Origin of the sequence: Kibdelosporangium philippinense, from assembly GCF_021390435.2 — a bacterium.
GTDB lineage: Bacteria > Actinomycetota > Actinomycetes > Mycobacteriales > Pseudonocardiaceae > Kibdelosporangium > Kibdelosporangium philippinense.
Map to the genome: position 1 here is coordinate 890,034 of NZ_JAJVCN010000003.1, position 25,128 is coordinate 915,161.

At 63.4% G+C, this 25,128-nt stretch carries 26 protein-coding genes and 1 tRNA gene; 11 read left to right on the forward strand and 16 right to left on the reverse strand.

Features of this window, described 5'->3' with window-relative positions; genetic code table 11:
* Positions 1–139: 139 nt before the first annotated feature.
* The gene (locus LWC34_RS36055; RefSeq protein WP_233729725.1) at positions 140–640 is read left to right on the forward strand and encodes a hypothetical protein; all 501 of its coding nucleotides are present in this window, start codon (positions 140–142) and stop codon (positions 638–640) included.
* A 3-nt stretch (positions 641–643) separates the two neighbouring features.
* Here LWC34_RS36055 and LWC34_RS36060 read toward each other — a convergent pair whose 3' ends face one another.
* Positions 644–1,408, reverse strand: a complete 765-nt coding sequence (locus LWC34_RS36060) for a transposase family protein (protein ID WP_233724674.1) — start codon at positions 1,406–1,408, stop codon at positions 644–646.
* A gap of 202 nt (positions 1,409–1,610) precedes the next feature.
* Between LWC34_RS36060 and LWC34_RS36065 the strand changes: the two genes are divergently transcribed.
* The 4 genes from LWC34_RS36065 to LWC34_RS36080 all read left to right on the forward strand — a co-directional run bounded on the left by LWC34_RS36065 (position 1,611) and on the right by LWC34_RS36080 (position 7,397).
* Positions 1,611–3,089, forward strand: coding sequence for a helicase HerA domain-containing protein (locus LWC34_RS36065; protein WP_233729726.1), 1,479 nt, complete (start codon positions 1,611–1,613; stop codon positions 3,087–3,089).
* 10 nt (positions 3,090–3,099) lie between these two features.
* The gene (locus tag LWC34_RS36070; protein ID WP_233729727.1) at positions 3,100–4,485 is read left to right on the forward strand and encodes a hypothetical protein; all 1,386 of its coding nucleotides are present in this window, start codon (positions 3,100–3,102) and stop codon (positions 4,483–4,485) included.
* A 34-nt stretch (positions 4,486–4,519) separates the two neighbouring features.
* Positions 4,520–5,746, forward strand: coding sequence for a DNA adenine methylase (locus tag LWC34_RS36075; protein ID WP_233729728.1), 1,227 nt, complete (start codon positions 4,520–4,522; stop codon positions 5,744–5,746).
* 301 nt (positions 5,747–6,047) lie between these two features.
* Positions 6,048–7,397, forward strand: coding sequence for a recombinase family protein (locus LWC34_RS36080; RefSeq protein WP_233729729.1), 1,350 nt, complete (start codon positions 6,048–6,050; stop codon positions 7,395–7,397).
* Positions 7,398–7,546: 149 nt separating this feature from the next.
* Here the strand turns inward: LWC34_RS36080 and LWC34_RS36085 are convergent.
* Positions 7,547–7,619, reverse strand: a tRNA-Ala gene (locus LWC34_RS36085).
* 97 nt (positions 7,620–7,716) lie between these two features.
* On the opposite strand from LWC34_RS36085, the gene LWC34_RS36090 reads away from it, so the two are divergent.
* Positions 7,717–9,033 (forward strand): phenylacetate--CoA ligase family protein, encoded by a 1,317-nt coding sequence (locus tag LWC34_RS36090; RefSeq protein ID WP_233729730.1) that lies wholly within the window; start codon positions 7,717–7,719, stop codon positions 9,031–9,033.
* Here LWC34_RS36090 and LWC34_RS36095 read toward each other — a convergent pair.
* Positions 9,019–9,819, reverse strand: coding sequence for a DsbA family protein (locus LWC34_RS36095; RefSeq protein WP_233729731.1), 801 nt, complete (start codon positions 9,817–9,819; stop codon positions 9,019–9,021). The two genes, LWC34_RS36090 and LWC34_RS36095, sit on opposite strands and share 15 nt — an antisense overlap.
* Before the next feature lie 5 nt (positions 9,820–9,824).
* Entirely contained in the window at positions 9,825–10,319 is a 495-nt protein-coding gene (locus LWC34_RS36100; RefSeq protein ID WP_233729732.1) for a MauE/DoxX family redox-associated membrane protein, read from the reverse strand.
* Between the two features lie 95 nt (positions 10,320–10,414).
* Here LWC34_RS36100 and hrpB point away from each other — a divergent pair, with 95 nt between their 5' ends.
* Positions 10,415–12,739 (forward strand): ATP-dependent helicase HrpB, encoded by a 2,325-nt coding sequence (hrpB, locus tag LWC34_RS36105; RefSeq protein WP_233729733.1) that lies wholly within the window; start codon positions 10,415–10,417, stop codon positions 12,737–12,739.
* On the opposite strand, the gene LWC34_RS36110 is transcribed toward hrpB, so the two are convergent.
* The 9 genes from LWC34_RS36110 to LWC34_RS36150 all read right to left on the reverse strand — a co-directional run bounded on the left by LWC34_RS36110 (position 12,705) and on the right by LWC34_RS36150 (position 19,178).
* Positions 12,705–12,923 carry a hypothetical protein gene (locus LWC34_RS36110; protein WP_233729734.1) on the reverse strand — a complete coding sequence of 73 codons (219 nt, stop codon included), beginning with the start codon at positions 12,921–12,923 and terminating at the stop codon, positions 12,705–12,707. The two genes, hrpB and LWC34_RS36110, sit on opposite strands and share 35 nt — an antisense overlap.
* Before the next feature lie 14 nt (positions 12,924–12,937).
* Positions 12,938–13,276 carry a hypothetical protein gene (locus tag LWC34_RS36115; protein WP_233729735.1) on the reverse strand — a complete coding sequence of 113 codons (339 nt, stop codon included), beginning with the start codon at positions 13,274–13,276 and terminating at the stop codon, positions 12,938–12,940.
* Between the two features lie 230 nt (positions 13,277–13,506).
* A complete protein-coding gene (locus LWC34_RS36120; protein ID WP_233729736.1) occupies positions 13,507–13,707 on the reverse strand; it encodes a type II toxin-antitoxin system antitoxin in 201 nt (66 codons plus the stop codon).
* Positions 13,708–13,714: 7 nt separating this feature from the next.
* Positions 13,715–14,638 (reverse strand): SPFH domain-containing protein, encoded by a 924-nt coding sequence (locus LWC34_RS36125; RefSeq protein WP_233729737.1) that lies wholly within the window; start codon positions 14,636–14,638, stop codon positions 13,715–13,717.
* A 392-nt stretch (positions 14,639–15,030) separates the two neighbouring features.
* Positions 15,031–15,879 carry a hypothetical protein gene (locus tag LWC34_RS36130; RefSeq protein WP_233729738.1) on the reverse strand — a complete coding sequence of 283 codons (849 nt, stop codon included), beginning with the start codon at positions 15,877–15,879 and terminating at the stop codon, positions 15,031–15,033.
* Between the two features lie 82 nt (positions 15,880–15,961).
* Positions 15,962–16,288: a hypothetical protein gene (locus LWC34_RS36135; RefSeq protein ID WP_308200213.1), complete on the reverse strand. Its 327-nt coding sequence runs from the start codon at positions 16,286–16,288 to the stop codon at positions 15,962–15,964.
* A 12-nt stretch (positions 16,289–16,300) separates the two neighbouring features.
* The gene (locus LWC34_RS36140) at positions 16,301–16,678 is read right to left on the reverse strand and encodes a maleylpyruvate isomerase family mycothiol-dependent enzyme (RefSeq protein ID WP_233729740.1); all 378 of its coding nucleotides are present in this window, start codon (positions 16,676–16,678) and stop codon (positions 16,301–16,303) included.
* A gap of 9 nt (positions 16,679–16,687) precedes the next feature.
* The gene (locus tag LWC34_RS36145; RefSeq protein ID WP_233729741.1) at positions 16,688–17,155 is read right to left on the reverse strand and encodes a DUF4188 domain-containing protein; all 468 of its coding nucleotides are present in this window, start codon (positions 17,153–17,155) and stop codon (positions 16,688–16,690) included.
* 31 nt (positions 17,156–17,186) lie between these two features.
* Positions 17,187–19,178, reverse strand: a complete 1,992-nt coding sequence (locus LWC34_RS36150) for a HelD family protein (RefSeq protein WP_233729742.1) — start codon at positions 19,176–19,178, stop codon at positions 17,187–17,189.
* 95 nt (positions 19,179–19,273) lie between these two features.
* Here LWC34_RS36150 and LWC34_RS36155 point away from each other — a divergent pair, with 95 nt between their 5' ends.
* Positions 19,274–19,900, forward strand: coding sequence for a TetR/AcrR family transcriptional regulator (locus LWC34_RS36155; protein ID WP_233729743.1), 627 nt, complete (start codon positions 19,274–19,276; stop codon positions 19,898–19,900).
* A 233-nt stretch (positions 19,901–20,133) separates the two neighbouring features.
* Positions 20,134–20,868, forward strand: coding sequence for a pyridoxamine 5'-phosphate oxidase family protein (locus tag LWC34_RS36160; RefSeq protein ID WP_233729744.1), 735 nt, complete (start codon positions 20,134–20,136; stop codon positions 20,866–20,868).
* Here the strand turns inward: LWC34_RS36160 and LWC34_RS36165 are convergent.
* The gene (locus LWC34_RS36165) at positions 20,862–21,743 is read right to left on the reverse strand and encodes a hypothetical protein (protein ID WP_233729745.1); all 882 of its coding nucleotides are present in this window, start codon (positions 21,741–21,743) and stop codon (positions 20,862–20,864) included. The genes LWC34_RS36160 and LWC34_RS36165 overlap by 7 nt on opposite strands.
* A gap of 46 nt (positions 21,744–21,789) precedes the next feature.
* Between LWC34_RS36165 and LWC34_RS36170 the strand changes: the two genes are divergently transcribed.
* Positions 21,790–22,275 carry an SRPBCC family protein gene (locus LWC34_RS36170; protein WP_233729746.1) on the forward strand — a complete coding sequence of 162 codons (486 nt, stop codon included), beginning with the start codon at positions 21,790–21,792 and terminating at the stop codon, positions 22,273–22,275.
* On the opposite strand, the gene LWC34_RS36175 is transcribed toward LWC34_RS36170, so the two are convergent.
* Both LWC34_RS36175 and LWC34_RS36180 read right to left on the reverse strand, forming a co-directional pair.
* Positions 22,276–22,920: an acetoacetate decarboxylase family protein gene (locus tag LWC34_RS36175; RefSeq protein WP_233729747.1), complete on the reverse strand. Its 645-nt coding sequence runs from the start codon at positions 22,918–22,920 to the stop codon at positions 22,276–22,278.
* A gap of 94 nt (positions 22,921–23,014) precedes the next feature.
* On the reverse strand, positions 23,015–24,028 hold the full coding sequence (locus LWC34_RS36180; protein ID WP_233729748.1) for an AraC family transcriptional regulator: 1,014 nt from the start codon (positions 24,026–24,028) through the stop codon (positions 23,015–23,017).
* Between the two features lie 123 nt (positions 24,029–24,151).
* Here LWC34_RS36180 and LWC34_RS36185 point away from each other — a divergent pair, with 123 nt between their 5' ends.
* The gene (locus LWC34_RS36185; RefSeq protein WP_233729749.1) at positions 24,152–25,126 is read left to right on the forward strand and encodes a quinone oxidoreductase family protein; all 975 of its coding nucleotides are present in this window, start codon (positions 24,152–24,154) and stop codon (positions 25,124–25,126) included.
* The last annotated feature ends 2 nt before the right edge of the window (positions 25,127–25,128 follow it).

Genomic DNA, 25,128 nt, shown 5'->3' on the forward strand with positions numbered 1-25,128 from the left:
TTGCGGTGACACCCCACCCTGATCTGTCACCACGCGGCTCGAATCCTTGTGTCCTTGTAACACATCTGGGTGATAAGCCCGATAGACTGACCACATCGGACCGCCTAACAACTTGAACTTGGGATGATGAGGACTGCGCATGCAAATGCCTCTGATACCTGGCGTCGGCGCCGGGACGTTACTGGAGTCGGAACTGCTTGCCGAGGATCGGTCCGTCCGCATCGGCGCCGTCCACCGGCTCGACTACGGCGAGGCGATTGTATTGACGCACGACCGATGGAAGTTTGACTCAGGCGGCATACCTCAATACGCATTTCTACTCGCCACGGCTCGAGGGATCGACAGCGACTCGCACGACGATGACGAGGTCTTACTGCTTCGCGTGGAGGGGACCGCACCGTTGGCCATGGAGGCCGATCTGCACGCAGTACGCGAAGAGGCACTGCGTGCCGCACTCTCGCAGCACGATAATCCGTCTCCAGCAGTAGTACTTGATGTTGACCTAGATCCGTTTACGAAGAATCGAGTGTCGTTCACCGGACTCCGATGTCGGATTCTCGGCACGTTCTACGAGGATGACGTCGACGGGCACAGAACGCTTCAATTCGGGGCCGATGTCGACAATGAGCGTTATTCATGAGGGTTACCAGCCGAGTCGATAGAACTCGAGCGATGTGATGATCCGGATGATGTTGGGGAGCTCGGAAAGGCGTCCTCGATAGCCGGTCGCAATCATCTTCCAGTTCTTGATATGCGCGATGCATCGCTCGACGGCGGATCGAAGTGAGGAGATGAATTTATTGTTCACCTTGTCGCCAGCCGAGAGCTCGCCGCCCTTTGGCTTTTTGCGAGGCGTAATCGTGTGAGTGCCCTGATAGGCAGGGTCACCGATGACTGAGGTCTCGGCCAGAAGATCTTCCCAGTCACACTCGGCGAACGCTTTCCGGTCATGCATCGAGCCAGGCAGAGGGGCGGATATTCCCAGCAGGCCTCCCTCCGTATCGGCGGCGACCTGGATGTTCAGCCCCGCGCGGCGCCGCTTGCCGGAGAAGTTGTCTTCGTGACCAGCACGGTTGCCGGTCGGGACATCGGTTCCGTCGACCAGGACGAGCCGGCCGCGGATGGCCTCCTTGAGGTTTGGAATGTGCAGGCACAGGGCCTGCCCAATCAATGGGAGAATGCCTCGATAGATCCGCGATACGGTCGACTGACTGACGCCGAACAGATCGCCCACGGCCGCCTGGTTCAGATTCTGTCGGACGTACACCAAAGTGATCACGACAGCGCGATACAGTCCCACGGTCGGAGGCCACGCTTGGTTCTCATGGCATTGGATGATCTGCCAGATGCGCGCGACAAGCTCCTGGATCTGGTCAGCAGCAAGCCCTGTAGTAGACTGATAACGCAACGACCCCGCCTGTAAGTTGTCTTCTGCGAGAGGAAAACGATCTTACTTGCCTGGGGTCGTTGTCCTATTTTGAGGTGATCAAGTCGCCAGAATAACGCTCAATTTCTACGCGACTTCGACCTATCGGGTATTGAAACCACTCGGCCATGGGCTATCGATGATAGCCTCGTACCTCAAGCCAGCCGGTCGAACAGTCGAACAGGTGAGGATCGGGTCGGTCCGCTATTCGGCCACTCGGCGCCGGGCGAAGGCATCAAAACAAGCCGATGCATCGGTCCTGATTAACATCCACGACTTCATCGGCAACAAGACCGGCCTACTAGGCATGACTCGTATGGGAAAGTCGAACACCGCCAAGATCATCATAGCGCGAACATTCGCGGTGTCCGAGCGACAGCGAGCGGCAGGAGGGTCACCGATCGGGCAGCTTATTTTCGATCCACAGGGTGAGTACGCTAATCCCAACACCCAGGACGGTACCGAGATCGCCGCCATCGGCGAAAGGCATGTGCGGATTTACAAATTCGGGGCCGACGGCACGCAGCCTCATGTGCGTCCGCTTGGTGTCAATTTCTTCGACCCCGCACAGATCGAGGCGGTGCAGGGCTTGATCGCCGACAAGCTGCGATCCGATGGATCAGCCGGCTATGTCAACGACTTCGCCGCGACCGAGTTCACCGATGTTCCTCGCGACTACGGCAAAACCATTCGCGCACAGCGGGGCCGTCTCATCCTTTATGCTGCACTCTTGCGGGCTGACTTCGAGGTTCCCGAGTATAACGCTGGGACGAATTACGCATACTCCGTCTTGATCAGCATGAAAGTAGAGTTGCGTACCGAAGTCATTAATCGCCTCAGCCGTGACCCATTCCGCAAGGCAGGAAAATCATTCGCTATCTTGGCACAAGATGTCAGGCCAGTGGTCGATACCGTCATTGCATTGCGAGAAGAGGGTAACGAGGAAGCCGCCGGCTTCTGCGACGATATCCGATGGCAATCCACAGAGCCGATCTACACAGGTCAGACAGGGGCGTCCGGCAAGGTACGTGGATGGCGCAACCTCATCGACCTCAAGGATTTCCACAACCCAGACACGAAACGCGACCCGGCCGACGAGATCTATGAGGATCTGACCGATGGCCGCATCGTCATCGTGGATCTACACGTCGGTACGCCCGCGATAGTCCGGGCACTGTCCGAGACGATCACGAGGCAACTGTTGAACCGGCAGACGAAGGTGTTCACCTCAGGAGCGGAGCCTCCTGCCATCCAGGTCATGCTGGAGGAGGCTCACAACCTGTTCTCCAATGACCGCTACAAGGACGACAGCGACGTCTGGGTGAAGCTGGCGAAGGAGGCAAGCAAACTCAGGCTCGGGATGACGTACGCCACCCAGGAGGTATCGGGCGTCGCCCACCAGGTAAAGGCGAACACCGCCAACTGGGTGGTGGCGCACCTGAACAACACGAAGGAAGTCCAGGAGCTGTCGCGTTTTTACGATTTCGCCGCCTTCGCTCCCGCCATCATCGCAGCAGAAGACCGAGGTTACGTTCGGCTCAAGACATTGTCCTCGCCCTACATTGTGCCGGTTCAGATCGACAAGTACGACGTCGACCTTGTCAACGAGGCGCGGAAGGCCGCTGGAGACCCGTTGTTGCCTCCCATGGCTCCACAGCCGTAAGGAGCGAGCCGTGCCCTACCAAGCCATCAATGGTTCCTTTGAGGTGGCGTCCCGACTCGGACACTCCACGGCCGTGGTCCGGGCGATGGCCGAACGCGCAGAGTTCCACGTGCCCGCTGAGCATCTGCAGAACGTGGACTGGATCCGTTCGAAGGTTCGACCCCGATCTGACTTCCCCATAGACGACAAAACGGGCCGACTGTCAGCCGCGTTGGCGATCGATGGCTCGCGGATGGCCGAGCGGGTGCGCGACGGACTCCCTTCAGTCGTTTATGGATACGCGCAAGCGGTTGCGGCCTATGTCGATCTGGCCATAATGGAGCTGCAGCGGGCGGAGCGCTTTGTCGACCCGGTCGCCATCGACCGGGCAGTCAACACCGCGCTCGTATCGCTGGACCTACCGACCGCTGGCGCCTACACCCACGCCGGCATCGATATCGCGACGTCATGGCGTGAAGCGATCAACCAACTCTTTCGGACGAAGAAGATCGAGGTCAACCGACTCAACCAGAGCCTGCTTGACCTGCTGATGTTGCTTCATGGACAACCAGGCAAACCAGCATCCGCCGTCCCAGTGAACTGTCCACACGAGGACTGCGAGGCCCACGACGTACCTGTCTCCCGGGATGGGCACGATTGCCCAGCCTGCGGGAAAAACTTATACCCGACCGACACCCTGCGCATCCACGAGGAGGTTGTGGAGGAGGGAACCAACGAGACAGCGCTTGGCCGCTTGATGTCTGTTGTGGAACTGCTGGTTTTGGTCGGACTGACCAGCCTGCTGTGGGAGCAGTCCCGTAGCGAGCTGCTGTGCTCGACGTTGTTCATCGTCGACGGCCCGCTAGCGATGTACGGACCTCCCGCGAAACTGCGCAGCAGGGCTCTGTCGTTCTTCCAGTCCATGGCGGCCAGCACGCCAGGGCACGGGCCATACCTGTGTGGCCTGGAGAAGACCGGTGCGATGGTGGACTACGCCAGCCAGCTTGCTCGGCATGACGTCCTGAAACGTGGCGACTTGTTGGTCTGCGACCAACAAGTGATCGACACGGTCACGAACTCATCCAATGCGGTCGCATACGGGAAGGAGACTTACTGGGGCCGCAAGTTCATCTACCGCGCGAGAGACGGGCGCGTGGTCGTGCCCACTGTGATGCCGACGTCGGGACCCGCATACGACTCCACTGGCGGGCAGCCAGGACCGGACGGCTATCCCACGTTGCCCGCGATTCTGGACGTGATCGACCGGACCGGCTCGTCGATGTATCAGGACGGGATCATCCCGGTCGCGGCGGCACACGGAAAGGCCGCATTTCCGATCGGCGTGGGAACCGATGTGCTACGGCTTGTCGCTAAACGGAAGCTGGGTCTGGACAAGTCACCCACAACGCCCCTATAACCGGCGTTCTAGATGAGGCTGGGAAGATCACACGATGACAGCGCGCGTGCCTATCGCCTCCGCAACTCGCACCACAGGCGAGGCACGTCTCGCGGAGATTCCAACCGCACCACGCCACATCAAGACGCGGCCGCGAACCATCCAGGCGCCGGCCGGGCGACTTGACCATCCACTTGCGAAAGGTCGGTATCAAACTCCCTTGCGGTACCCCGGTGCCAAGACCGGGCTCGCTAACCTCATCGGGCGCCTCGTTGAATCAGCGAAGACGTCAAGCCAAGTCCGTAAAGTCGACCTACTTGTGGAGCCGTTTGCCGGCGGAGCCTCGACATCGCTTCGGCTAGTCGGCGCGGGAGTTGTAGATCGGATCTTGCTTGCCGACGCCGATCCTCTGGTGGCCGCGTTCTGGCAAGTTGCCGCGGATCAGACCGATCCGCTCATTGACCGCATGGCAGACGAGCACAAGAAATACGTTGCCCGCAGTGGTCACACCGCACTTCAAAGGTGGGACTACTGGCGACAATGGACGCCACCGCCAGGAATGACGGTTACAACCGCCCGCTTTGAAGCGGCCGTGAAATGTCTATTCCTCAATCGGACGACATTCTCTGGAATCCTTCACGGCCAGGCGGGTCCGATTGGAGGAAGGAGACAGGAATCGCAATATGACATTGGCTGTCGATTCAACGTGGATGCCCTGTCTGAGCGACTCAGCTATGTCGGGCACCTCTATCAGACGGGCCGACTGGTCGATGTGTGGTGCAAGGACTGGAAGGACACGCTCGCGACAGTTCCCGAGTGGTATCCCCAACTCATTCCGAACCACGTCCTCGCCTACCTCGACCCCCCTTACCTAGAGAAATCTAAGAAGCTCTACCAGCGTTCCTTCAACACCCGCACTGGCTATGCTACAAGCCCAGTAAGTGACCTCGACTGGCTAGACGGGATAACCCATCACCGACTGGCGGAGTATCTAAGGCGGAAAATGCAGTTCCGATGGGTTCTGTCCTACGACGCACATCCCGCACTACTCGCCGAAGCGGGTCTGTACGCGGCCACGCGGATGACCCCGTCCTCCGAGGACAAGCTAACTCTCGGTGTTAAAGAATGGACCATCACAAAACGTCTTGTATCCCTGAGATACACCGCCTCCGCACGAAACGGCCGCGGCCCAGCTGAGGAATTGCTTATTACCACACTGCCGGCGTCAACCGTGCCCACGGACTCAGCATTCAAGCCAATTATTTACGGATCACTAGATTAACCGTGTCCCCAAACCTCGACATTTGAGTCATGTTTCCGCAGCCTAGCGTCAGGTGCCCGCTCCATCTGCAGACTCGTAGTATTACCAACCACTTTTGGGAACGGCACGGTTCAGACCGGACAGTTCTCGGCAGCCCCGGGACCGCGCTGCTGCCGAGGAAGCATTAGCTCCGAGTCCCGAACAGAGCGCCCCAGCAGTTCAACGCCCTACTGGGGTCAACATTCACCCAATAGCGTGGATCCGGCCAGTCGAACGTGGTGTGCAGTCGCGCTGCACGCAAGGCGTTGCTCGGCTCACCGCCATGAACAATGGCACCGCGTCCTCGTCCCCAGATGTCAACGGCCCGTTCCTCGACGGAGCACCTCGGAACGGTCAGGCGGTGATCTATCTGCGGGTGTCGTCAACGCGGCAGGTCGGGCGGGATTACGACCCGGAGGGCATCTCAATCCCGGCGCAGCGCGCCGCGTGTCACCGCAGGGCTGAACAACTCGGCCTCACCATCGTGGGCGAATACGTCGAACCCGGACGGTCAGCCACGGAGATGACCAAACGTGCCGTGTTTCAACAGATGCTGGCCCGTATTCGCCACACCAGCGATGTTGATCATGTCGTCGTGTACAAACTGTCCAGGCTGGCCCGTAACCGCGTTGATGACGCGCTCGTCATGGCCGATCTACGGCAGCGCGGCATCACGCTGATCTCGGCAACCGAGTCGGTCGACAACACGCCGATCGGGCAGCTGATGCACGGCATCCTCGCCACATTCAACGAGTACCAGTCCCGCGAGTCAGGCGCCGACATCGCCTACAAAATGGGCCAGAAAGCCCGCAATGGCGGCACCATCAGCCGTGCCCGACTCGGCTACCTCAACCACACCGACCGCTCCGACGGCCGCGACATCCGCACCATCATCGTCGACCCGGAACGCGCACCCCTGGTACGACTCGGCTTCGAACTGTTCGCCGCCGACAATCTCACTCTTGACCAACTATCGGAGCGGCTTTACCTACGAGGGCTACGCACCCGCCCCACCGCACAGCACCCCGCGAAGCGGGTGTCGATCAGCAAGCTGGCTCGGATGCTGCGTGACCGCTACTACCTCGGTTACGTTACCTACCAAGGCGAAGAGCTCTCTGGCCGCCACGAACCACTCATCGACCAGCACCTGTTCGACCGCGTCCAAGCAGTACTCGACGCCCGCGCCACCTCCGGAGAGCGGCGGCGGGTACACCTCCACTACCTCAAAGGCACCCTCTACTGCGGACACTGCCACCGGACAGGTAACACCGGACGGATGATCATCCAGCACACCGTCACGCGCCGCGGCGACGAATACACATACTTCTTTTGCCGCAACCGACAACAGGGCACCTGCCCAGCGCCTTACGTGAACGTCGCCATCGCCGAACAAGCCGTCGAGCGCTACTACACCACCATCAGCCAACAGCAGATCACCGACGCCTTGATAACGCTCGCCAAAGACGACACCGCTAACAACAGCCCCAGGCGAACTGTTGATCCGGCCCAGTTCTACCGGGACAGCGCCGACGATGAGCGCCGACTGCTCAACCTCGCACTCTTCCGTCGGCTCTACCTCGCAGACGACCGCATCACCAACCACGAGCCGTGGCCAGCAGCACCCCAAACCTAAACAACACCAGCCCCAACAAGCACGACACCTTACGGGATTAGAACCCGAAACAGCCGCTGACCAGCAAAAACCCTCTCGCTCACGTCATCAGCGAGAGGGTTACCCTGCGTACAGATCCGCAGGTCAGAACGCAAAAATCGAACTACCGGTGGAGCTGAGGGGATTCGAACCCCTGACCCCCACACTGCCAGTGTGGTGCGCTACCAACTGCGCTACAGCCCCGCCGCGCTCTTTCGAGTGCTGGGATACCGTACATCACCGCCGGTGACCCGTGAAAACCGGGGTCGCATTCCGGTGCGGCTAGTGCTAGACCGGTGCTGTGATCAGCGGAGATGACGTGGTGGTTGCCCTGGTTGACGCGGATGCCGAGGGGGTTGCCCCTGGGCTGCGCAGGCAGGTGCAGGAGCGGCGGTTGCGGCAGGTTGTCGAGCGCGTGCTCGGGTCGGGGAATCTGCAGGCTGAGCGGCTGCGGGCGGCCGGCGTTCAGAGTGCGGCGGAGGTCACACTCGGTGATTTGCGGCATCTTCCGACCATCAACAAGGCCGATATCTGGGATAACTACCCGTTCGGGCTACAAGTTGCCAAAGATATTGTCTGCGTTCACGGCAGCTCCGGCACTGGTGGGCGGCCGACGCTTATTCCGTACACCGCCGCTGACATTGAGATTTGGGCCAGTGTCATGGCTCGGGCTCTTGGTGGAGCTGGGGCCACCAAGTCGAGTGTCATCCACAATGGCTATGGCTATGGGCTTTTCACTGGGGGACTTGGGGTTCATCACGGCGGCATGCATCTTGGCGCCACCGTCATCCCGGTTTCTGGTGGCATGACTGACCGGCAGATCCGGCTCATTCAGGACCTCAAACCCGACGTCCTCACGTGCACGCCCTCGTACGCCATCCACCTCGGCGAGGCGCTCAACAACGAACCCACAAGCCTGAAGGTCGGGATTTTCGGCGCTGAGCCGTGGACCGAGGAGATGCGGGCGCAGATCGAGAACCTCCTCGGCATCCGGGCTCTCGACATCTATGGGCTTTCCGAGATCATTGGGCCTGGGGTTGCTTGCGAGTCGCTGGATTCCGGGGGCATGTTGAATGTCGCCGAGGACCATTTCTTCGTCGAAGCCGTTGACCCGGACGGTAATCCGGTCCCTGACGGCACTCCTGGCGAGCTTGTCTTCACCACCCTCACCAAGACCGGGATGCCGCTCATCCGGTATCGCACTGGCGACGTCGCTTCCCTCGCCGATCCGTTGCCTGGCAAGCCAAGGACGCTCAAGCGGATGAGCAAACTCAAGGGCCGCACCGACGACATGCTCATCATCCGGGGCGTGAACGTGTTCCCGACCGAGGTCGAGGCCGTTCTTCTGCAGGACGAACGGGTCAGCCCGCACTACCTCGTCGTCGAGGACCGGCGTGATCCGCGGCGCAGCGAGCTGCGGGTCGCCGTCGAGCCCTTCACCGACAGCGTCGACAAGCAAGCGCTTGAACACGACCTGATCGGAGCGCTCAGGGAACGCCTTGGCATCACCTGTGTCGTGAAAGCGCTCGAGCCAGGCAGCGTGCCCCGCACCGAGGTCGGGAAGGCACGCCGCCTGGCTCGGTGGAACCAGGGTGATCCGCCGCTACGGGGTCTGTGACACCGCGGTGTTCAGCCAGTTCGGGTCGTTCAGCGCGTTGACGATCTTGTCGTTGACCAGGATCGTCGGCGTGCCGAAGCCCACCTGGCCGCCGCCGAAGTCCTGCTTCAGCTTCGGATCGTTCGACGCCGCCTGATACGCGTCCTCGATGATCTGGTTGTACTTGCCCGCGTTCACTCCAGCCGCGAAGTCCGGCGACGTGATGCCGACGTCCTGCCCCAGCTTGATCAGCTGGTTCTTGTCGTAGCCGCGCGCGCCTTCTTCCGGCTGGGCGGCGAAGAGGCTCTTGTGGAACGCCGGGAACTGGCCGGCTTCGGCCGCGAGCAGCGCCGCGTTCGCCGAGTCCAGCGAGTAGCCAGGCGGGTCGGAACGATTGTTGAGCAGCGTCAGGATGTGGTAGCGCACCCGCACAGTCCCGTCTTGGATCTTCTGCTCCAGCTGCTGGCCTGAGCTCTGCTCGAACTGCTTGCAGTACGGGCAGAGGAAGTCCTCGTACACGTCGACTGTGATCTTCGCGGTGTCCTTGCCGACCACGACGACGGCACCGTCCCGTTTGGCCTCGAGGCTCGCCGCTTTGTCGACCGGGATCTGCACGTCCGCGGCCTCGTTCTTCTTGCTGTTGGTGACCAGCAGACCGACGACCACCGCGATGGCGATCACCAGGACCACCACGACTGTGATGACGACCTTGTTACGGTCGCTCTTCGCCTTGCGTGCCGCAGCCACCGCTCGCTGCGCGGCGGCTTCCTGCTTCCGCTTCCGCGCGTTGCGCTCGGCTCCACCCACGTCCTTCAGTCCTCTCCCACTACCTGCGGGCGCTTGGTCAGCCACCCGTCCATCGACAGCAGGCTGGCCGGCCGGACGATCAGCCATCCTGCGAGCACCATGAACCCGATGTCACGGGCGATCTCCTGTGGATACGCCGTCTGCCCTGGAGCGACCTGACCGCCGCCGCCGAAGCAGCCGCAGTCGATGGTCAGCCCGCGGGCCCACGCCTGCGAGATCGCGATGATGAACGCGACAAGCACGACGACCGACAGCACGGCGACGAGCCGCGTGCCGATCCCGAGCAGCAGGAGCAAACCGAGTGCGATCTCGATGAACGGCACTGCGGCGGCGACCACGCTGACCACGCCGTGCGGCAGCAGGTCGTACGCCTGCACCGCGATGTAGGCCTGATTCAGGTCTGCGGCTTTGATCCAGCCTGACACAAACCACACAGCCGCCAGCCCAAGCCGCGCCACTGTGCCGATTCCGTCAAGCACACGAGGTGACGGTCGAACCACCCGCGCGACGATACCCGGGCAAACTGAGCGTTGCCTGAGCAAGACGATCCATCAGTCCAGTTCCCGCCGTGACCGAATCGACGTGACCCGACCGAATGAACCTTCCCGATCTGCCCATCCGGGCTGTACTGCCAGAACTGACCCGCACGCTGGCGCAGCACGGCACCACGATCCTGGTGGCCCCGCCCGGTACAGGCAAGACCACAGTGGTCCCGTTGGCCCTGCCCGGCCGGATGATCGTGGCCGAGCCACGCAGGCTGGCGGCCCGTGCCGCAGCGGCCAGGATGGCTTCCCTGCTGGGTGAACCGGTCGGCCGGACGGTCGGCTACGCCGTGCGCGGCGACCGGAAAACGTCGAAGGACACCCGGATCGAAGTCGTCACGTCAGGTCTCCTTGTCCGGCGGATCCAGCACGATCCCGAACTGTCCGGTGTGGACACCGTGCTGCTCGACGAGTGTCACGAACGCCACCTCGACGCGGACCTGCTGCTCGCACTGCTGGCCGACGCCCGAGCCCTGCGTCCGGACCTGAAACTGCTGGCAACGAGTGCGACCGTGGCAGCAGAACCGCTGGCGGTGATCCTCGACAACGCGCCCGTGCTCAAGGTCGAAGCACGCACCTACCCGACCCAGACGACGTACCTGCCACCCCTGAGAGGCGAACGGCCTGAGGCGTGTGTGGCGCGGGCGACGAGGCAGGCATTGTCCGAAACGGACGGTGATGTCCTGGTCTTCTTGCCTGGTGCGGCCGAGATCAACCGGGTACGGCAGATGCTCGGCGGCGTGAACGTGGTCACGCTGCACGGCCGCCTGGCCGCCAAGGACCAGGACGCAGCCCTACAACCAGCAACGGGACAGCGGGTGGTGCTGGCGACGGCCGTGGCGGAGTCGAGCCTGACTGTCCCTGGCGTACGCGCGGTGGTCGACTCCGGGATGTCACGCGTGCCCAGAGTGGATCATCGCCGTGGCCTGCCGGGTTTGGCCACCGTGCGTACGTCGGCCGCCGTGGCCGACCAGCGAGCCGGCCGAGCGGGCCGGGAAGCACCCGGTCGGGTGTATCGCTGCTGGCCAGAGCACGAACAGTCCACGCTGCCCCGATATCCGGAGCCGGAGATCCGGGTCGCCGACCTGACCAGGCTGGCGCTGGAACTGGCCTGCTGGGGCACGCCGGACGGGTCCGCGCTGCGCTGGTGGGACGCACCGCCGGAAGGCGCGCTGAAGGCCGGGCAATCGGTCTTGCACGACCTTCACGCGTTGAACAACGACGGCACACCAACGGATCGCGGCTGCAAGATGGCCGACGTCGGCCTGCACCCACGCCTGGCGAGGGCGTTGCTGGACGGCGGCAAGCAGGCAGCGGACGTGATCGCTCTGCTGGACGACGACACGCTCACAGACAACGTCGACCTGGAAACGGCCCTGCGCAAGGTGAAGAGCTCGCAGCGATGGCGACGGGAGTCCCAGCGCCTCGCGGCGATGGTCCCGCACACCGATGCCCCAAGCGATCCAGCGAAGGTGGTCGCGCTCGCGTATCCCGAACGCCTGGCCAGAAGACGCGCTGCCGAATCTCGCGTCTACCTGATGGCCAGCGGCACAGCGGTCGAACTGCCGCCGGGGACCGGCCTGGACCACCGGGAATGGCTCGCGATCGCGATAGCCGACCGCAAACCGGGCGAAAAGCATGGCAGGGTGCGGCTTGCCGCGGCCGCGGACCTCGACCTGGCAACCGAGATCATCGGTTTGTCCGAAAAGGACGAAGTGTTCTGGCAAGGCGACGTCGTCGCACGGCGGACAAGCCGGCTCGGCGCGATCACCTTGACCGAGAAACCCCTGCCGAACCCGGCCCAAACGGACGTCGAAGCCGCACTGCGCGACGCGATCCGCGCCGAAGGCCTGTCGATCTTGGACTGGGACCCGAAGCTGCACGCGAGGATGGCGCTGCTGCACCGCGCGCTCGGTGAGCCGTGGCCAGCCGTCGACCAGGAGTCGATACTGTCCACAGTGGAGGTAACCGGCGCGCGGAACCGCAAGGATCTCAACAAGATCAACCCATTGCGGGCGATGCTGCCGTGGCCAGCGGCGACCCGGCTGGACGAGCTCGCGCCGGAGCGGATCGAAGTCCCGTCCGGATCACGGATCGCGGTTGACTACGACGGCGAACGGCCCGTGCTTGCCGTGCGCCTGCAAGAGATCTTCGGCTGGCGGCAGGCACCGGTCATCGCCGACGGCACAGTCACGGTGCAGCTGCACCTGCTGACACCCGCCGGACGGCCCACAGCGGTCACCGACGACCTGGAATCGTTCTGGGCGAACGGATACCCGCAGGTCCGAGCCGAACTCCGGGGCCGATACCCCAAGCACGACTGGCCAGCCGATCCGCTGACCGCTATTCCACGAAGCCGTCGAAGAAACCCGCGATGAGGCCGACCGCGAAATAGATCAGCACGCTGACGAACGCCAAGGCGACAATGACCGTCGCAGGCCAGTAGCGCCCGCGCGTCGCCGCGTGCCAGAACGCACGCAACTTCGGCAGCTGCGCCTTTCGCGCTCCAGTGGCCCTGTCCTCGACACCCATCAGGTCGTCGAGCCCTGCGTCTTCCTCCACGCGCACAAGTTAACTCATAAGTGCGGCAGCGGATCCGGGGGCATGGCATCAGCCGACCATTCGGCGTCAGCCGCGTTGATCTCGGCCACGTACTCCTCGTCGACCTCGTACACGCGGCCGCCGAGCTGGAATTCAGGTATCACACTCAGATCGACCGGCCCGAGCTTGGTATGCCTCGGATACCTCCGCCACACCGCGTTCGGCCTCGTGCGGCCACCCAGCCCGGTGTCCAGCACGGTGATCGAAGAGTCGGTGACGGCGACGAGGAAGTGCGATGAGCTGTATGGCCCGCCGACCATCGAGGCGGGAAACAAATAGCTGATCTCTTCTCCAGGTTGCAACAGTGCGCGCACGTGCGCACGGTCATTAGATGTCGGTGACACAGCGCACCACCTCCCACTACCAACTGTGGCAGAACGAAGGTCCGGATTCACTTCGCAAAAGGAGGAAAGTCGCTGGTCACGTACGGTATTGAGAGGTATCCGCGAGCTGGTATACCAATTACGGGCAGGTTACGGAAAGTCAGATTCCTGCCCGACCGGCCCAAGCCGTGCGCATGCTGTGTTGCGCAAAGTAGCAAAAGTCACTTTTCGTCCTTACGGGGCCTACCCTGACGCCGTTGCTTGCTTGCCGCACTTGGCATCCGGCCCGCTTCCGACAGGGCCCGGCGTAGCAGGAACTCGATCTGCGCGTTGGTACTGCGCAGTTCGTCGTTCGCCCACCGGGCCAATGCGTCGTGTACCGCGGGATCCAGTCGCAACAGGACGCTTTTGCGTTCCGCCACAACAACCTCATTGGTAGAGAGAGCCGGTGTTCACCACAGGTTGGGCGTCCCGGTCTCCGCACAGGACCACCAGCAAGTTGCTCACCATGGCGGCCTTCCGTTCCTCGTCGAGTTCGACGATGTCGTGCTGGGCCAGCCGGTCCAGCGCCAGCTCGACCATCCCGACCGCGCCTTCGACGACAAGCTGGCGCGCGGCGACAACCGCGCCTGCCTGCTGACGGCGGAGCATGGCCTGGGCGATCTCCGGAGCGTACGCGAGGTGCGTCAGCCTGGATTCGATCACCCGCACACCAGCCGGCTCGACCCGCGCGCTGATCTCCGCGGACAGCTTCTCGGTGATCTCGTCGGCGTTGTCACGCAACGAAAGCGCGTCCGAGCCGTGCGAGTCGTACGGGTAGCTGTTGGCGATGTGCCTGATCGCGGTCTCGGTCTGCGTGCCGACGAACTGGACGAAGTTGTCCACCTCGAACATCGCCCGCGCCGTGTCCTGCACCTGCCAGACGACCACGGCCGCGATCTCGATCGGGTTGCCGTCCAGCTCGTTGACCTTCATCACCGCGGTCTCGTGGTTCCGGATCCTGGTGGACACCTTTGCCCGCGTGGTAAACGGATTCACCCAGCGCAGGCCGGACGTCCGGACTGTTCCCACGTACCGGCCGAGGAACTGCAGCACACGAGCCTCGCCCGGCTCAACGATCGTCAGACCGATGGACACCGTTGTCGCGGCAAGGATCAGTAGGGCTACTAGGACGATCATGGTGATGCCGAGGGGTTTGCTGCCTTCGACGGTTTGTATGACGGCGAAGACCAACAGTCCGGCCCCGACGAGCTCGCCGATGAAGGCGATCCCGGCGATCGGCAGACCGTTGCGTTCGGTGGCGTTACGTTCCCGCACCCGGGGTGCGGGCATCTCGACGATATCGGTACTCATATCGCCAACCTAGCAAACTGATATCACTTTTACCAAGCGGGTCGTGTCCACCGTTCCTGAAGACCGTGTCCACCGTTCCGGCACACCGTGTCCACCTTTGCTGAAGACCGTGTCCACCGTTGCGGCACACCGTGTTGACCGTTGCTTGCGGGCGTGTCTTGTTCCAGCGGTGTTCTTTGCGCTTCGGGGCTTGCACTTCAGGGCGTCTTGCATTGCTCCGCCCTGGCGCGTGTCCACCGTTCCGTCACGGTGTGTCAAACTGCTCGACTCGCTTCCAGCGCGGCTGGTACTCGCTGTGCGCCGCTCGCGCGTTCAACACACCATGACGGAGCCGGTGGACACGCGGGCGGGATCCGTGCACACGCGAGGACGTGCGGGTCTACGCGGGTTGGTTACATTTGCCAGCGGAGGCCTAGGGGGCCTGTTGCGTTGAATTCGATTAGGTGGACCGCTCCTGTTGGGGTTGGGGTTAGGTCCCAGGATTCGGATTCTATTTTGGCGCAGCGCAGGGGGATCGCTGTTGGGTCGAACCTTGCTTCCAGCACGTAGTCGCGGGTTGTTCGGTGCAGCCTTCGGATGAAGGTGTCCGGCTGGAGCGTGTTCGCGATCCGGTACTCCATGATGATTGTTTCGCCGCGCGCCAGTGGGGCGTCGAATACCAATTCCGCTACTGTCATTCCGGTTTCGCGGTCGGTGTTCACCGTTCTCACCGCGCAGTGCTGGCCCGCGATGATTTCGCCTGCCGCGTCCCACACCACGATCCATCGGTCCGCGCCGTCGTGGCTGGCGCGCAACACGTGCCTGCTGGCCACTTCGACCAGCCTTCCGTTGGCGTCCACTTCGATTCGGTCGTGCTGGCTCAGCCTGGTCAGCCTGCCGTCCGATGAGGTGTCCACCCCGGCAAGCAAATGCTCGATCGGTGGACCCCAGGCTTTGAGCATCGCCTCTGGTCCTTTGGGATGCGCGGCACGGCCGCGCGGGCGCGGCGGCCCGAGCAATGACCGCAACGCCTCCGGTGGAAGGTCGAGCACGACCTCGAGTTCGGCCAGTGCTCGCAATGATTCCGCCCGTTCCGGCCTGCGCCTGCCGGATTGCCAATTGCTCAGCGTAGGCACGCTGATCGACACGTCTCGTAGCCCCAGCCGGTAGCGGATCCGGTCGAGCGCCAGCCCGCTCGAACTGATCGCCGCTCGCAGTGCCTCGTGGAAAGGCCCAGCTGCCAGCAGTTCCGAAGTCGCCACGGTGCGAACGTAAGCGGCAGAGAAATTCTCTGTCAATGTCGCCCAGTAGGTGAAACCCTTACGGCTGCACGTAATTGCTCTGTCAGAGTGCGGTGTGCGCCAGCCAATGGGCGATGAGTTCCCGTTCTCCGGAAACCGTGACGTCGGCAAGGTCCAAGCGCCGGTAGAAAAGCAGCAGCAACTGCTGGACACTTCCGGCCACTGTCACGTCAGCCGCGCTGGTCACTGTGTGTTTCCACCGCGGGCCAGCCGGAGTCCGGGTGATCAGCCACCCGTCACCCTGGGTAGAGGAAAGCTGAAGCGTCTCGCCGTTCCCGCGAAGCTCCGCCAGTGCGGGAATCATGTCTTGCATCAGCCCGAGAAGCTCAAGTCCCTCATCGATTCCGTCGACAGCCAGCGCTGCCGGAATTTCGTAGGATGTTTACGCGGTCAGCGCCGCGTCGACGGCGTGAATCGTGGTGTCGTGCAACATTCTGCGCAACCAGAAGGACGCGGGCCGCCGGTCGCCGACAAACGACCAGACTTCCTTGGCCCCGGCCGCTTCTGCCGCACGTGCCAGTTCGTCGGCGCCTTCCTTGAGCCACGGACCCCAGTCGCCGGCTATCTCGCCCTTGTCGTGAAACGGGACCGCTTCACCGGTTTGGACGATCAAGGTGGCCCGGCGTTGAATCATTCCGACGTGCGTGACGAGATCGCGCACTGACCACTCCGGACACGTCGGCACTCGCTTGTCCGGGTCGAGCCCGTCGACGGCGGCCGCCATGGCATTGGTCTGGTCACGCAACCAATCGGTGTGCATGCCTCCAAGTTAGACCTTGGCCGCGCTGGTGATCCGGTTCCGCGCCGAGTTGCGCGTGACGTCCACGAGCTCGGTCGCCTTGGCCAGGCCCATCTTGGGCGCCTCGACGTAGACGGACTCGTGCTTGTCGACGACGAAGGTCTCGTGCCAAACCCCGACCGCTCTGCTGGCCTTGGCCGCGCGACGGTTGAACTTCGCCCACGCGGGTCGGTGTTCGGCGTCGGTCTTTGTCGCGTACGCGTACAGCTTCTCGAGCGAACTCCAGTACTGGATCAATGTGGGGCCACGGCTGCCGATGGTCATCTGGTAGCCGAGCAAACCCAGCTCAGGGTCCTTCTGGAGCTCCCGCAACATCGGGGGCATGGCGATCAGCGTCGGCAGCCACTTGTCCGGCCGCCACGGCTTGTTGACGGTCATGCCGATCAGGAACACGACAAGCTCACCGTCGTGCCGGTGCGTCTTTCTGGATAGTGTCACTCTCCAATAGTGGCGAGTTCCACTATCCATGTCAAGTCATCGCGGGTTCTCGCATCAGCGGCTCCGGCAGGCGGCTGGCGTGAATGACGTGCAGAGAGCTGACGGCACGAGTCAGGGCGACGTAGAGCCGTTGCAGGCCACGCTGTTCCGCCCCGACGATGCTCGCCGGTTCGATCACGATGACCGTGTCGAACTCCAGTCCTTTGCTCAGCGACACCGGCGCGAGAGTCAGCCGGGCATCGTCATCCACGCCCAGCACAGCGTGCTTCATTCCGTTGTCCGACAAGGCAAGATGAAGTTCCGGTACGTCGGCGTCCGCAGCGATGAGCCCGACCGACCCCTCGCCAGCCAACGCGACAACGCAGGCGTCGATAGTCGCCGCGACCATCGACTCCTGCGTTGTCTCGACAATCCGGAGGGCGTCGTCAGCCTGACGAAACGACGCGGGAGAGCTCAGTTCCGGCGCGATGTGCGGCAGCAGGCGGGCAGCGAAGTCGATGACCTGCGCGGGCACGCGGTAACCGCGCGTCAGTTCCTCGATGTGCCCGTCCGGCCGGTCAAGGTGCGTGAGAACCTCGGCCCAGTCCCTGACCGCGGCCGGGCTCGTCGCCTGCGCCAGGTCGCCAAGGACAGTGCACGAGCTCGCCATCCGCCGGGAGATCGCCCGGAACTGCATGGGGCTGAGGTCCTGCGCCTCGTCGACCATGACGTGACCGAGTTTCCCCGGCCGTTCAACCAGCTCGTCGATGAGAGCCAGATCAAGGCTGCTCCACCGCATCGCCTTCACACTGCGCGACTTGGGGACAACGATCGCGCGCTGTTCGTCAGCGGAAAGAATGCCGTCCGCGGCCCGAGCCAGAAGTGCTTGGTCGGTAAGAAGATCGAAGACGATGCGCGCGGGATCGGCTGCGGGCCACATCTTTCCGACGGCCTGGTTGATCGCCTTGTGCCGCCGAAGCTGAAGCAGCGTCGAACTCGGGTTCCCGGCCCGTTCCATCTGCCGCAGAACAAGATGCGCCAGCCGTTGCGCCAACAACTCGCGTCCGGCGTCGTAATCGACCCCGCGCCCAAGCACGCCATCGACTTCCTCAGCGAGTTCCTCACGCGACAAGCGCCACGTGCGGTGCTGGTGCTTGACCTCCACAGGCTCGTCGAGCGGCTGGATCCGTGACCACAGATGGCGTCGAATGACCTCAGCCATCCGGGCATCGCCTTTGACCCGTGCCGCCGCTGGCTCGTCGACCCGTTCGACCTTGCGGTCCGCGCCGATGAGCTCGTCGATGGTTGTCCGCGAAACCGCTACTTCACCAAGAGCAGGCAGAACATTGCGGATGTACGCCAGAAAAGAGCGGTTGGGCCCGATGACCGCGACCCCGCCGCCCTTACGAAGACGTTCCCGCTCGCTGTAGAGCAGATATGCCAGCCGATGCAGCCCCACGGCAGTCTTGCCCGTGCCGGGCGCGCCCTGGATGCAGAGTGTCCGGTCCATCGGCGCGCGCACAAGGCTCATCTGTTCGGGCTGGATCGTGGCCACGATGTCGCGCATCGGTCCCTTGCGCGGCCGCTCGATCTCAGCGGCCAGCAACCTGCTGGACTTGACATCACGGTCGATCGGTTCGTCTTCGAACGCCGTCAACACGCCGTCGCGGTCGAAGCCGTATCGCCTCCGGACCTGGACGCCCACCGGCTCGGCCTCGTAGAACGCCCGCGCGACCGGGGCGCGCCAGTCGATGACCATCGGCTCGCCGTCATCGTCACGGACACCACGCCGCCCGATGTACACAAGATCAGCGTTCGGATAGCCGAGGCGCCCGAAGAAGAGTGGCGCGCCTTCGACATCGGACAGTTCCTCGACCACCTGGATGCGGAACTGGCGTAGCACGTGGTTGAAGTACTTGTCCGCAACGGCTTCGCCCTCGCCCGCGCCTGTCTCCAGCATCGTGCTGACCTCGGCACGCATGCGCGCGAGCTGGGCCCGGCACACGTCCATGTAGTCGCGCTCAGCGCGAATCTCAGCGTCCACCAGGCCCCCATCTTGCCGGAGTTAAAAATCTAACTCAGTTAACTATACAACTCGGTCAAGTTGTTAACCGGGGAAGCCATGACTACCCTCATCCCATGCAGGAACCAGGTCTGCGCGAGCGCAAGAAGGCCCGCACCCGGGAGGCGATCACGGAAGCGGCCTTCGCCCTGTTCGAAAAAGCGGGGTTCGACAGCGTCACGGTCGCGGACATCGCGGCGGCCGCGGAGGTGTCCAAACCGACTCTGTTCGCCTACTTCTCCACCAAGGAAGACCTGGTCCTGCACCGTTTCCTGGACTCAAGAGGCCCAGCGGAGGTCGTCCGTGACAACCCAGGCGTCCCCGCGCTGACCGCGCTGCACGCGAGCTTCCTCGACCGCCTCACCGACCGGGACCCGCTGACCGGCCTGAACGACACCCCGTCGGCGATCACGTTCCACAACCTGCTGTACACAACGCCGTCGCTGATGGCCCGCCTGGCCTTCTACATGATCGACCAGGAACAGCGACTGGTCACCGAACTACTGGCATCCGGCCAGCTCACGAACAACTTCTCCGCGCGGCTCCTCGCGGCCGAACTCTTCGGCGCGCAGCGGATCCTCGGCACCCACAACGCCATGGAAATCCACGCTGGCGCCACCGCCGACGAAGTTCACCCAGCGGCCGTGACCCGCGCGAACGCAGCCTTCGACTTCCTCACGTCCGGCCTAGTTAGGCTAGCCTAACTCCATGGAGGTCATCTGCGATGTGACGGAGTTGGAGAACGCGGTCGGCAGCAGGATGCTGCCGGTGATGATGAAGTCGATCGACCGCCTCGACCCGAACTGCGTCACGCTCCTCCCGTTCGCCCGCGGCCGTACTCGGCTACGTCGACACCGAAGGCAAACCGCGCGCCACACTGATCGGCGGCACCCCAGGGTTCGCGATCCCGGAAACACCGTCACGTCTGAAGCTGCCCATGCCGCCAGAAGCCGCGCCCGGCAAAGGCGCCGCACTCCTGGTGCTGCTCCCAGGCTGGCGGGAAACGTTGCGAATCAACGGAACCGTCGAAACGGACGGCCTCGCGGTCGAAGAAGCATTCCTGCACTGCGGCAAGGCGATAATCCGCTCGAACCTGTGGGGGCCAGCTACTTCCCCTGGCGACGATTTCCTTGCAGCCGCGCCATTCGCGGTGATCACCTCGCGAGACGGCAACGGCAACGCGGACGCCAGTCCCAAAGGCGATCCACAAGTCATCCGCCAAATCGGCCCGTCGACCATCGCGATCGCCGAGCGCCCTGGCAACCGTCGCACCGACACGTTCCACAACATCCTTGAACAGCCCGAGATAGCGATCGTCGCCGTCGCACCCGGCGACAACCGGACTCTGGAAATCACCGGCACGGCAAGGATCACGACGGATCTCGCGCTGCGCGAATCAATGTCCGAACGCGGCCGTACTCCCAAAGCTGTGCTTGTGGTCGAGACTTCGTCCGTCCACCTCGCCGACAGCCCGGCGCTGCGCGACGCCGACCTCTGGAACGCCGAGCACCACATCGACCCCGCCGAGCTCCCGCGGCCGTCGGAAATCTGGACGGCACACGTGAAACTCAACGAATCCAAAGGCCTTGCGGCCCGCACAATCCGAGCCTTGGTCAACGAGCGGATGACCCGAGCCGGAACCAACCTGGACTACCGTCAGAACCTCTACTGACGTCGCATCACAACGGCTTGCACCTTCCGAGGACTGGTAGGCAGATCGGCCGTGCCGACGGCGAACATCACATCGCTGCCCGGAACGGCCGCAATGCTTTTCATGCTGACGGCAACGGTCCCGGCAGGCAGCGGAACGGGTGTCTCGATCCACCCGCGGTCGTAAGTCGCCAACGTCGACCGCTGCTCCGGCGGGAAATTCTGGATCACACAAGGGTTGCCAGCGTTGTCGACGGCGACACCCGGCAGCAGAGATTTCGGCGCGGCAACGGTCTCCCACGTCTTGCCATCCCCGTGCACAACCAGGTGCTGCCGCCCTGCTGGACAGTGCTGCCAACGGCCCACAGGTCGCGCGACGACTTCCCGCTGACCGACGTCAGCGCGAGCGGTTGTCCATTGATGCCAACCTTGACTGAACGCCAGGACGTGCCGTTCCAGTGGGACAACAGCGAACCCGGACCAAGAGCCATTCCCGGCAACCCAGATGTCGTTCTGCGAAAACGCCGTGATGCCGGCGAAGTTGCAGAAGTTCGGCATGTCACCAGGCCCGCTCCCGCCGAACACGCACTCGCTCGGCGGCTGATGCGACCGCCAAACCGTGCCATCCCATTCCTGGATGACAGCAGGAGTACCCCGCTGGCCGATCAGCCAAAGCCGCCCACTCACCGCGGCGATGTCGGTGATTGTCATCCGGCTCGGCGTCTCGCCAGCGGGGAACGGCACCTCTCTCCACGAGACGCCGTCGTAATGCAGAACCTTGGTGATGTTGTCGTCAATACCGTGCGACATCGGCCCGCCGACAGCCCAGACATCCGTGGGAGAGCTGGCCGCGACGTGCCTGAATGACCCCTTCCACTTGATGTCAGGAAGCGTCATCCGTGACCACTAGGTGCCGTTCCATTGCACGGCAAGCGGTTCACCGGTGTTGTACATATCGGAAACGTCGTATTTGTCGCTGCCGACAGCCCACGCGTGGTTGACGTCGGTCGCCGCGACATCGTTCAACACACTGGTCGGGGTGGTCGCGGGCAGCGTGCCCAACTTCCACGTCGGCACCGGATTCGAGCAATGGCCCGACTGGTTCGTCCCGGTGGTGAAAGTTGTACCGACGCGTGACGGATATCAGGTGCACCTGCGAGGCGGCGGCCAGTTCTGGGAAACGGTCCTCGCGGCAGACCCCGACGAGCGCTACGCGGTCCGGATGGACCGCACCAACATCCTGGGAATGACTGCACTGATGGAAGAGTGGCGAATGTCCCCCACCGCCACAGGCACCCGACTGCGCTGGACGATCGCAACCGACGGCAACCCCGTGTACCGAGCAGCCGTCCGCATGTCACTGCCTGGGTTCGCCCGCACCTTCCGAACGTCCATGCGCCTCTTGGACCGCAAGCTCCTCGCAGCCTGATCAGAGCGTTGTCGGACTCGGCTCCGCAGCCCCGACGACCCGTCCTGCCGGAAAAGTGAACCTGCAGGGGTTCGCGGCGAAAGCCCGCAGCCCCTCGGTCTCGGCAAGGGCAGGCAGCGGCGCCTCCCATCGGCGGATGTCAACCCTCGTCGAACCGGCAGTGGCCTTGAGTCGCGCGGGAAGGTGCACGCGCTGACCATCGATCTCGCCAAACCCACCAGAAGGCATGGACGGCAACGGAACACGCCACCGAGAACTCGCACCGACCGTCAACTCGGCCAGCAATTGACCATCCCGCCGGATCGAAACAGTCGGCCCGTCCCAATCAAACGTCGCGAGGTACTTGGGAACGCCCCACATCCGCCGCCCACCCCACAACGAAGCGGAATCATTGACCCACACACTCGTGGCCAGAATCCCAACCTGAAGCCCACGACGAACAAGAACCCCAACAGCCAGCTCGTCGTAAACCACAGTCCCGGTCTCATACCGGACCAACCCGACAGCTGCGCGGCGCCGACCCCCAACCGCGGACAGATCCCCAGGAACATCCACATCATCCACAGTCCGGGGAAAAACCATCCAAAGCCGCCCACTCATCCGCCACGGCGGCTGCGGATACGAAACCTCGCCCGATTCACTCACGCTCCCACCATACGACCGACCATCCAGTCAAGCACGGCGGCGAAACGTCGTCTTCCTGCCAGAAAAGAGTGTCATAGACCGGCGGAACCCTGTTTCACCTGGGGAGTGCGTGTTGTTTTTCGGCGCGCCAGTGGCTGGGGGTGCAGCCGAATTGCCCTCGGAACCAGCGAGAGAAGTTGCTCGACGAGGAGAAGGACAGCAGAGTGGCGATCTCGGTCAGGGAGTAACGCCGGCTGCTCACCATCTGGTCGGCTAGTTCGGCCCGTATCGAGTTCAGCACCGACGAAAACGTCTCGTTCGCGTCGGCGAGGTGCCGGTGGACGGTCCTGCGGTCGACGCCGAGGCTACGCGCTACATGCTCGACCGAGCATCGGCCGGAGGGCAGCAGAAGCTCGACGAGTTCCCGGACCCGATCGAGGGGCGTCGTTTCCTCCGCGAGTCCGAGCGAGTCGAGAAATTGCCGGGCATAGGTGCGCAACTGCGGGTCCGACAGTTTGTTCGGCGTGTCCAGATCGCTCGCATAGAAGACGATCCCGTCGAATTCCTGCTCGAACTTGAGCATGGGCCCGAAGAACTTTCGATGAGTGCTCGCGTCCACCGGTGCCGGGTGCGTGAAGCACACGGTGACCGGTTGCCACAGGGGGCCGAGGAGGTCGCGCAGAAGCCGGTAGAGCACGCCCACCGCGAGCTCCGTCGCTTGCCTGGCCCCGACCGGTTCACCGAATTCGAACCGAATGCGCACGGTCGTCAACCCGTTGGTGACGGACCTGCGCATGCGCAGTGCCTCGTTGTACATGTTCGCGTGGCGGATCAGCATTCTGAGAGCGCTGCGGAGATCCGGCTCCTCACGAATGACCAGGCTCAGGGGCCCGAGGTTGGCCAACCGTCGCCGTTCGGCCAGCTTCAGGCCGAAGTCCTGGTGCCCAGATGCCGCCGCTGACTGCTCGAGGAGCCTGGCGATCGCCGCAGCGGGGACCCAGCGATCCGGAGAGCCCAAGCTGGCGGGGTCGAGGCCGACGCCCCTCATCAGCCCTGCCGGGTCGACACCAACCGATTGGCTGACCTCGACATAGCTGTTCAGTGCCGCGTAGCGCGCCAAAACTTTCATGTCGTGTCCCGAATTGAATATAAGGCTGTCACCTCAGGACAAGTATCGCTCGTCGAGGCTGCCTACCGTTCGTGCTGTACGCGGCTGATGAGCGTCATCCGATTCCGGCCTGAGGAGAACGCCATGGCACACGCGGTCCGCTACTACGAGACAGGTGGCCCCGAGGTCATGCGATGGGAAACCGTCGAGGTCGGCGAACCAGGTCCGGGCCAGGTCCGTGTCCGCCATGAAGCGGTCGGGCTGAACTTCGCCGACACGTACTTCCGCACCGGCCTTTACCCGGTCAAGTTGCCCGCGGGCATGGGCGTTGCAGCGGCCGGTGTGGTCGAGGCCATCGGACCAGGGGTAGCCCACGTGCGGGAGGGCGACCGCGTCACCTACACCGGCAGCCCACTCGGGGCCTACAGCACCGAGCGCGTGATGCCCGCCGCGCCACTGATCGCGCTACCGGACGCGATCGCGTTCGACATCGCCGCCGCGATGACCATGCGCGGTCTCACCGCGGCCTATCTGCTCCGCCGGATCCACCCGCTGAAGCCTGGAGACACCGTTCTGCTGCACGCGGCGGCCGGCGGCGTCGGTCTGATCGTCACGCAGTGGGCGAAACTCCTGGGTATCACGGTGATCGGCACGGTGTCGACGGATGAGAAGGCCGAGATAGCGCGGGCGCACGGCTGCGACCACGTGGTGGTCTACACACGCGAGGACCTGGCTGGACGAGTCCGGGAACTCACCGGTGATGCCGGTGTGCCGGTCGTGTTCGACAGTATCGGCCGGACGACTTTCTCGGCTTCCCTTGATTCGCTTGCCCGGCGCGGCCTGTTGGTGTGCTTCGGAACCGCGTCGGGGCCCGTCCCGCCGATCGATGCCATGCGGCTAGCCGTCAAGGGCTCGCTGTTCGTCACCCGCCCGGCGCTGGCCGACTACATCGCCGACCCCGCGGAGCGCGCCGAGTTGGCGGGAGAGCTCTTCGGCCACGTCGAGTCCGGCCGGATCAAGATCGGCATCAACCAGCGCTATGCCCTGTCCGATGCCGTACGCGCACATCGCGACCTGGAGGCGGGCCGCGGCATCGGCTCTTCCGTCTTCTCGCCGTGACC

Excerpts from the sequence above, each read along its gene's own strand:
- LWC34_RS36055 (WP_233729725.1), top strand. The coding sequence starts at position 140 with ATGCAAATGCCTCTGATACCTGGCGTCGGCGCCGGGACGTTACTGGAG.
- LWC34_RS36075 (WP_233729728.1), top strand. The coding sequence starts at position 4,520 with ATGACAGCGCGCGTGCCTATCGCCTCCGCAACTCGCACCACAGGCGAG.
- LWC34_RS36080 (WP_233729729.1), top strand. The coding sequence starts at position 6,048 with ATGAACAATGGCACCGCGTCCTCGTCCCCAGATGTCAACGGCCCGTTC.
- hrpB (WP_233729733.1), top strand. The coding sequence starts at position 10,415 with ATGAACCTTCCCGATCTGCCCATCCGGGCTGTACTGCCAGAACTGACC.
- LWC34_RS36125 (WP_233729737.1), bottom strand. The coding sequence starts at position 14,638 with ATGAGTACCGATATCGTCGAGATGCCCGCACCCCGGGTGCGGGAACGT.
- LWC34_RS36140 (WP_233729740.1), bottom strand. The coding sequence starts at position 16,678 with ATGCACACCGATTGGTTGCGTGACCAGACCAATGCCATGGCGGCCGCC.
- LWC34_RS36155 (WP_233729743.1), top strand. The coding sequence starts at position 19,274 with ATGCAGGAACCAGGTCTGCGCGAGCGCAAGAAGGCCCGCACCCGGGAG.
- LWC34_RS36160 (WP_233729744.1), top strand. The coding sequence starts at position 20,134 with ATGCCGCCAGAAGCCGCGCCCGGCAAAGGCGCCGCACTCCTGGTGCTG.
- LWC34_RS36165 (WP_233729745.1), bottom strand. The coding sequence starts at position 21,743 with ATGACGCTTCCTGACATCAAGTGGAAGGGGTCATTCAGGCACGTCGCG.
- LWC34_RS36180 (WP_233729748.1), bottom strand. The coding sequence starts at position 24,028 with ATGAAAGTTTTGGCGCGCTACGCGGCACTGAACAGCTATGTCGAGGTC.
- LWC34_RS36185 (WP_233729749.1), top strand. The coding sequence starts at position 24,152 with ATGGCACACGCGGTCCGCTACTACGAGACAGGTGGCCCCGAGGTCATG.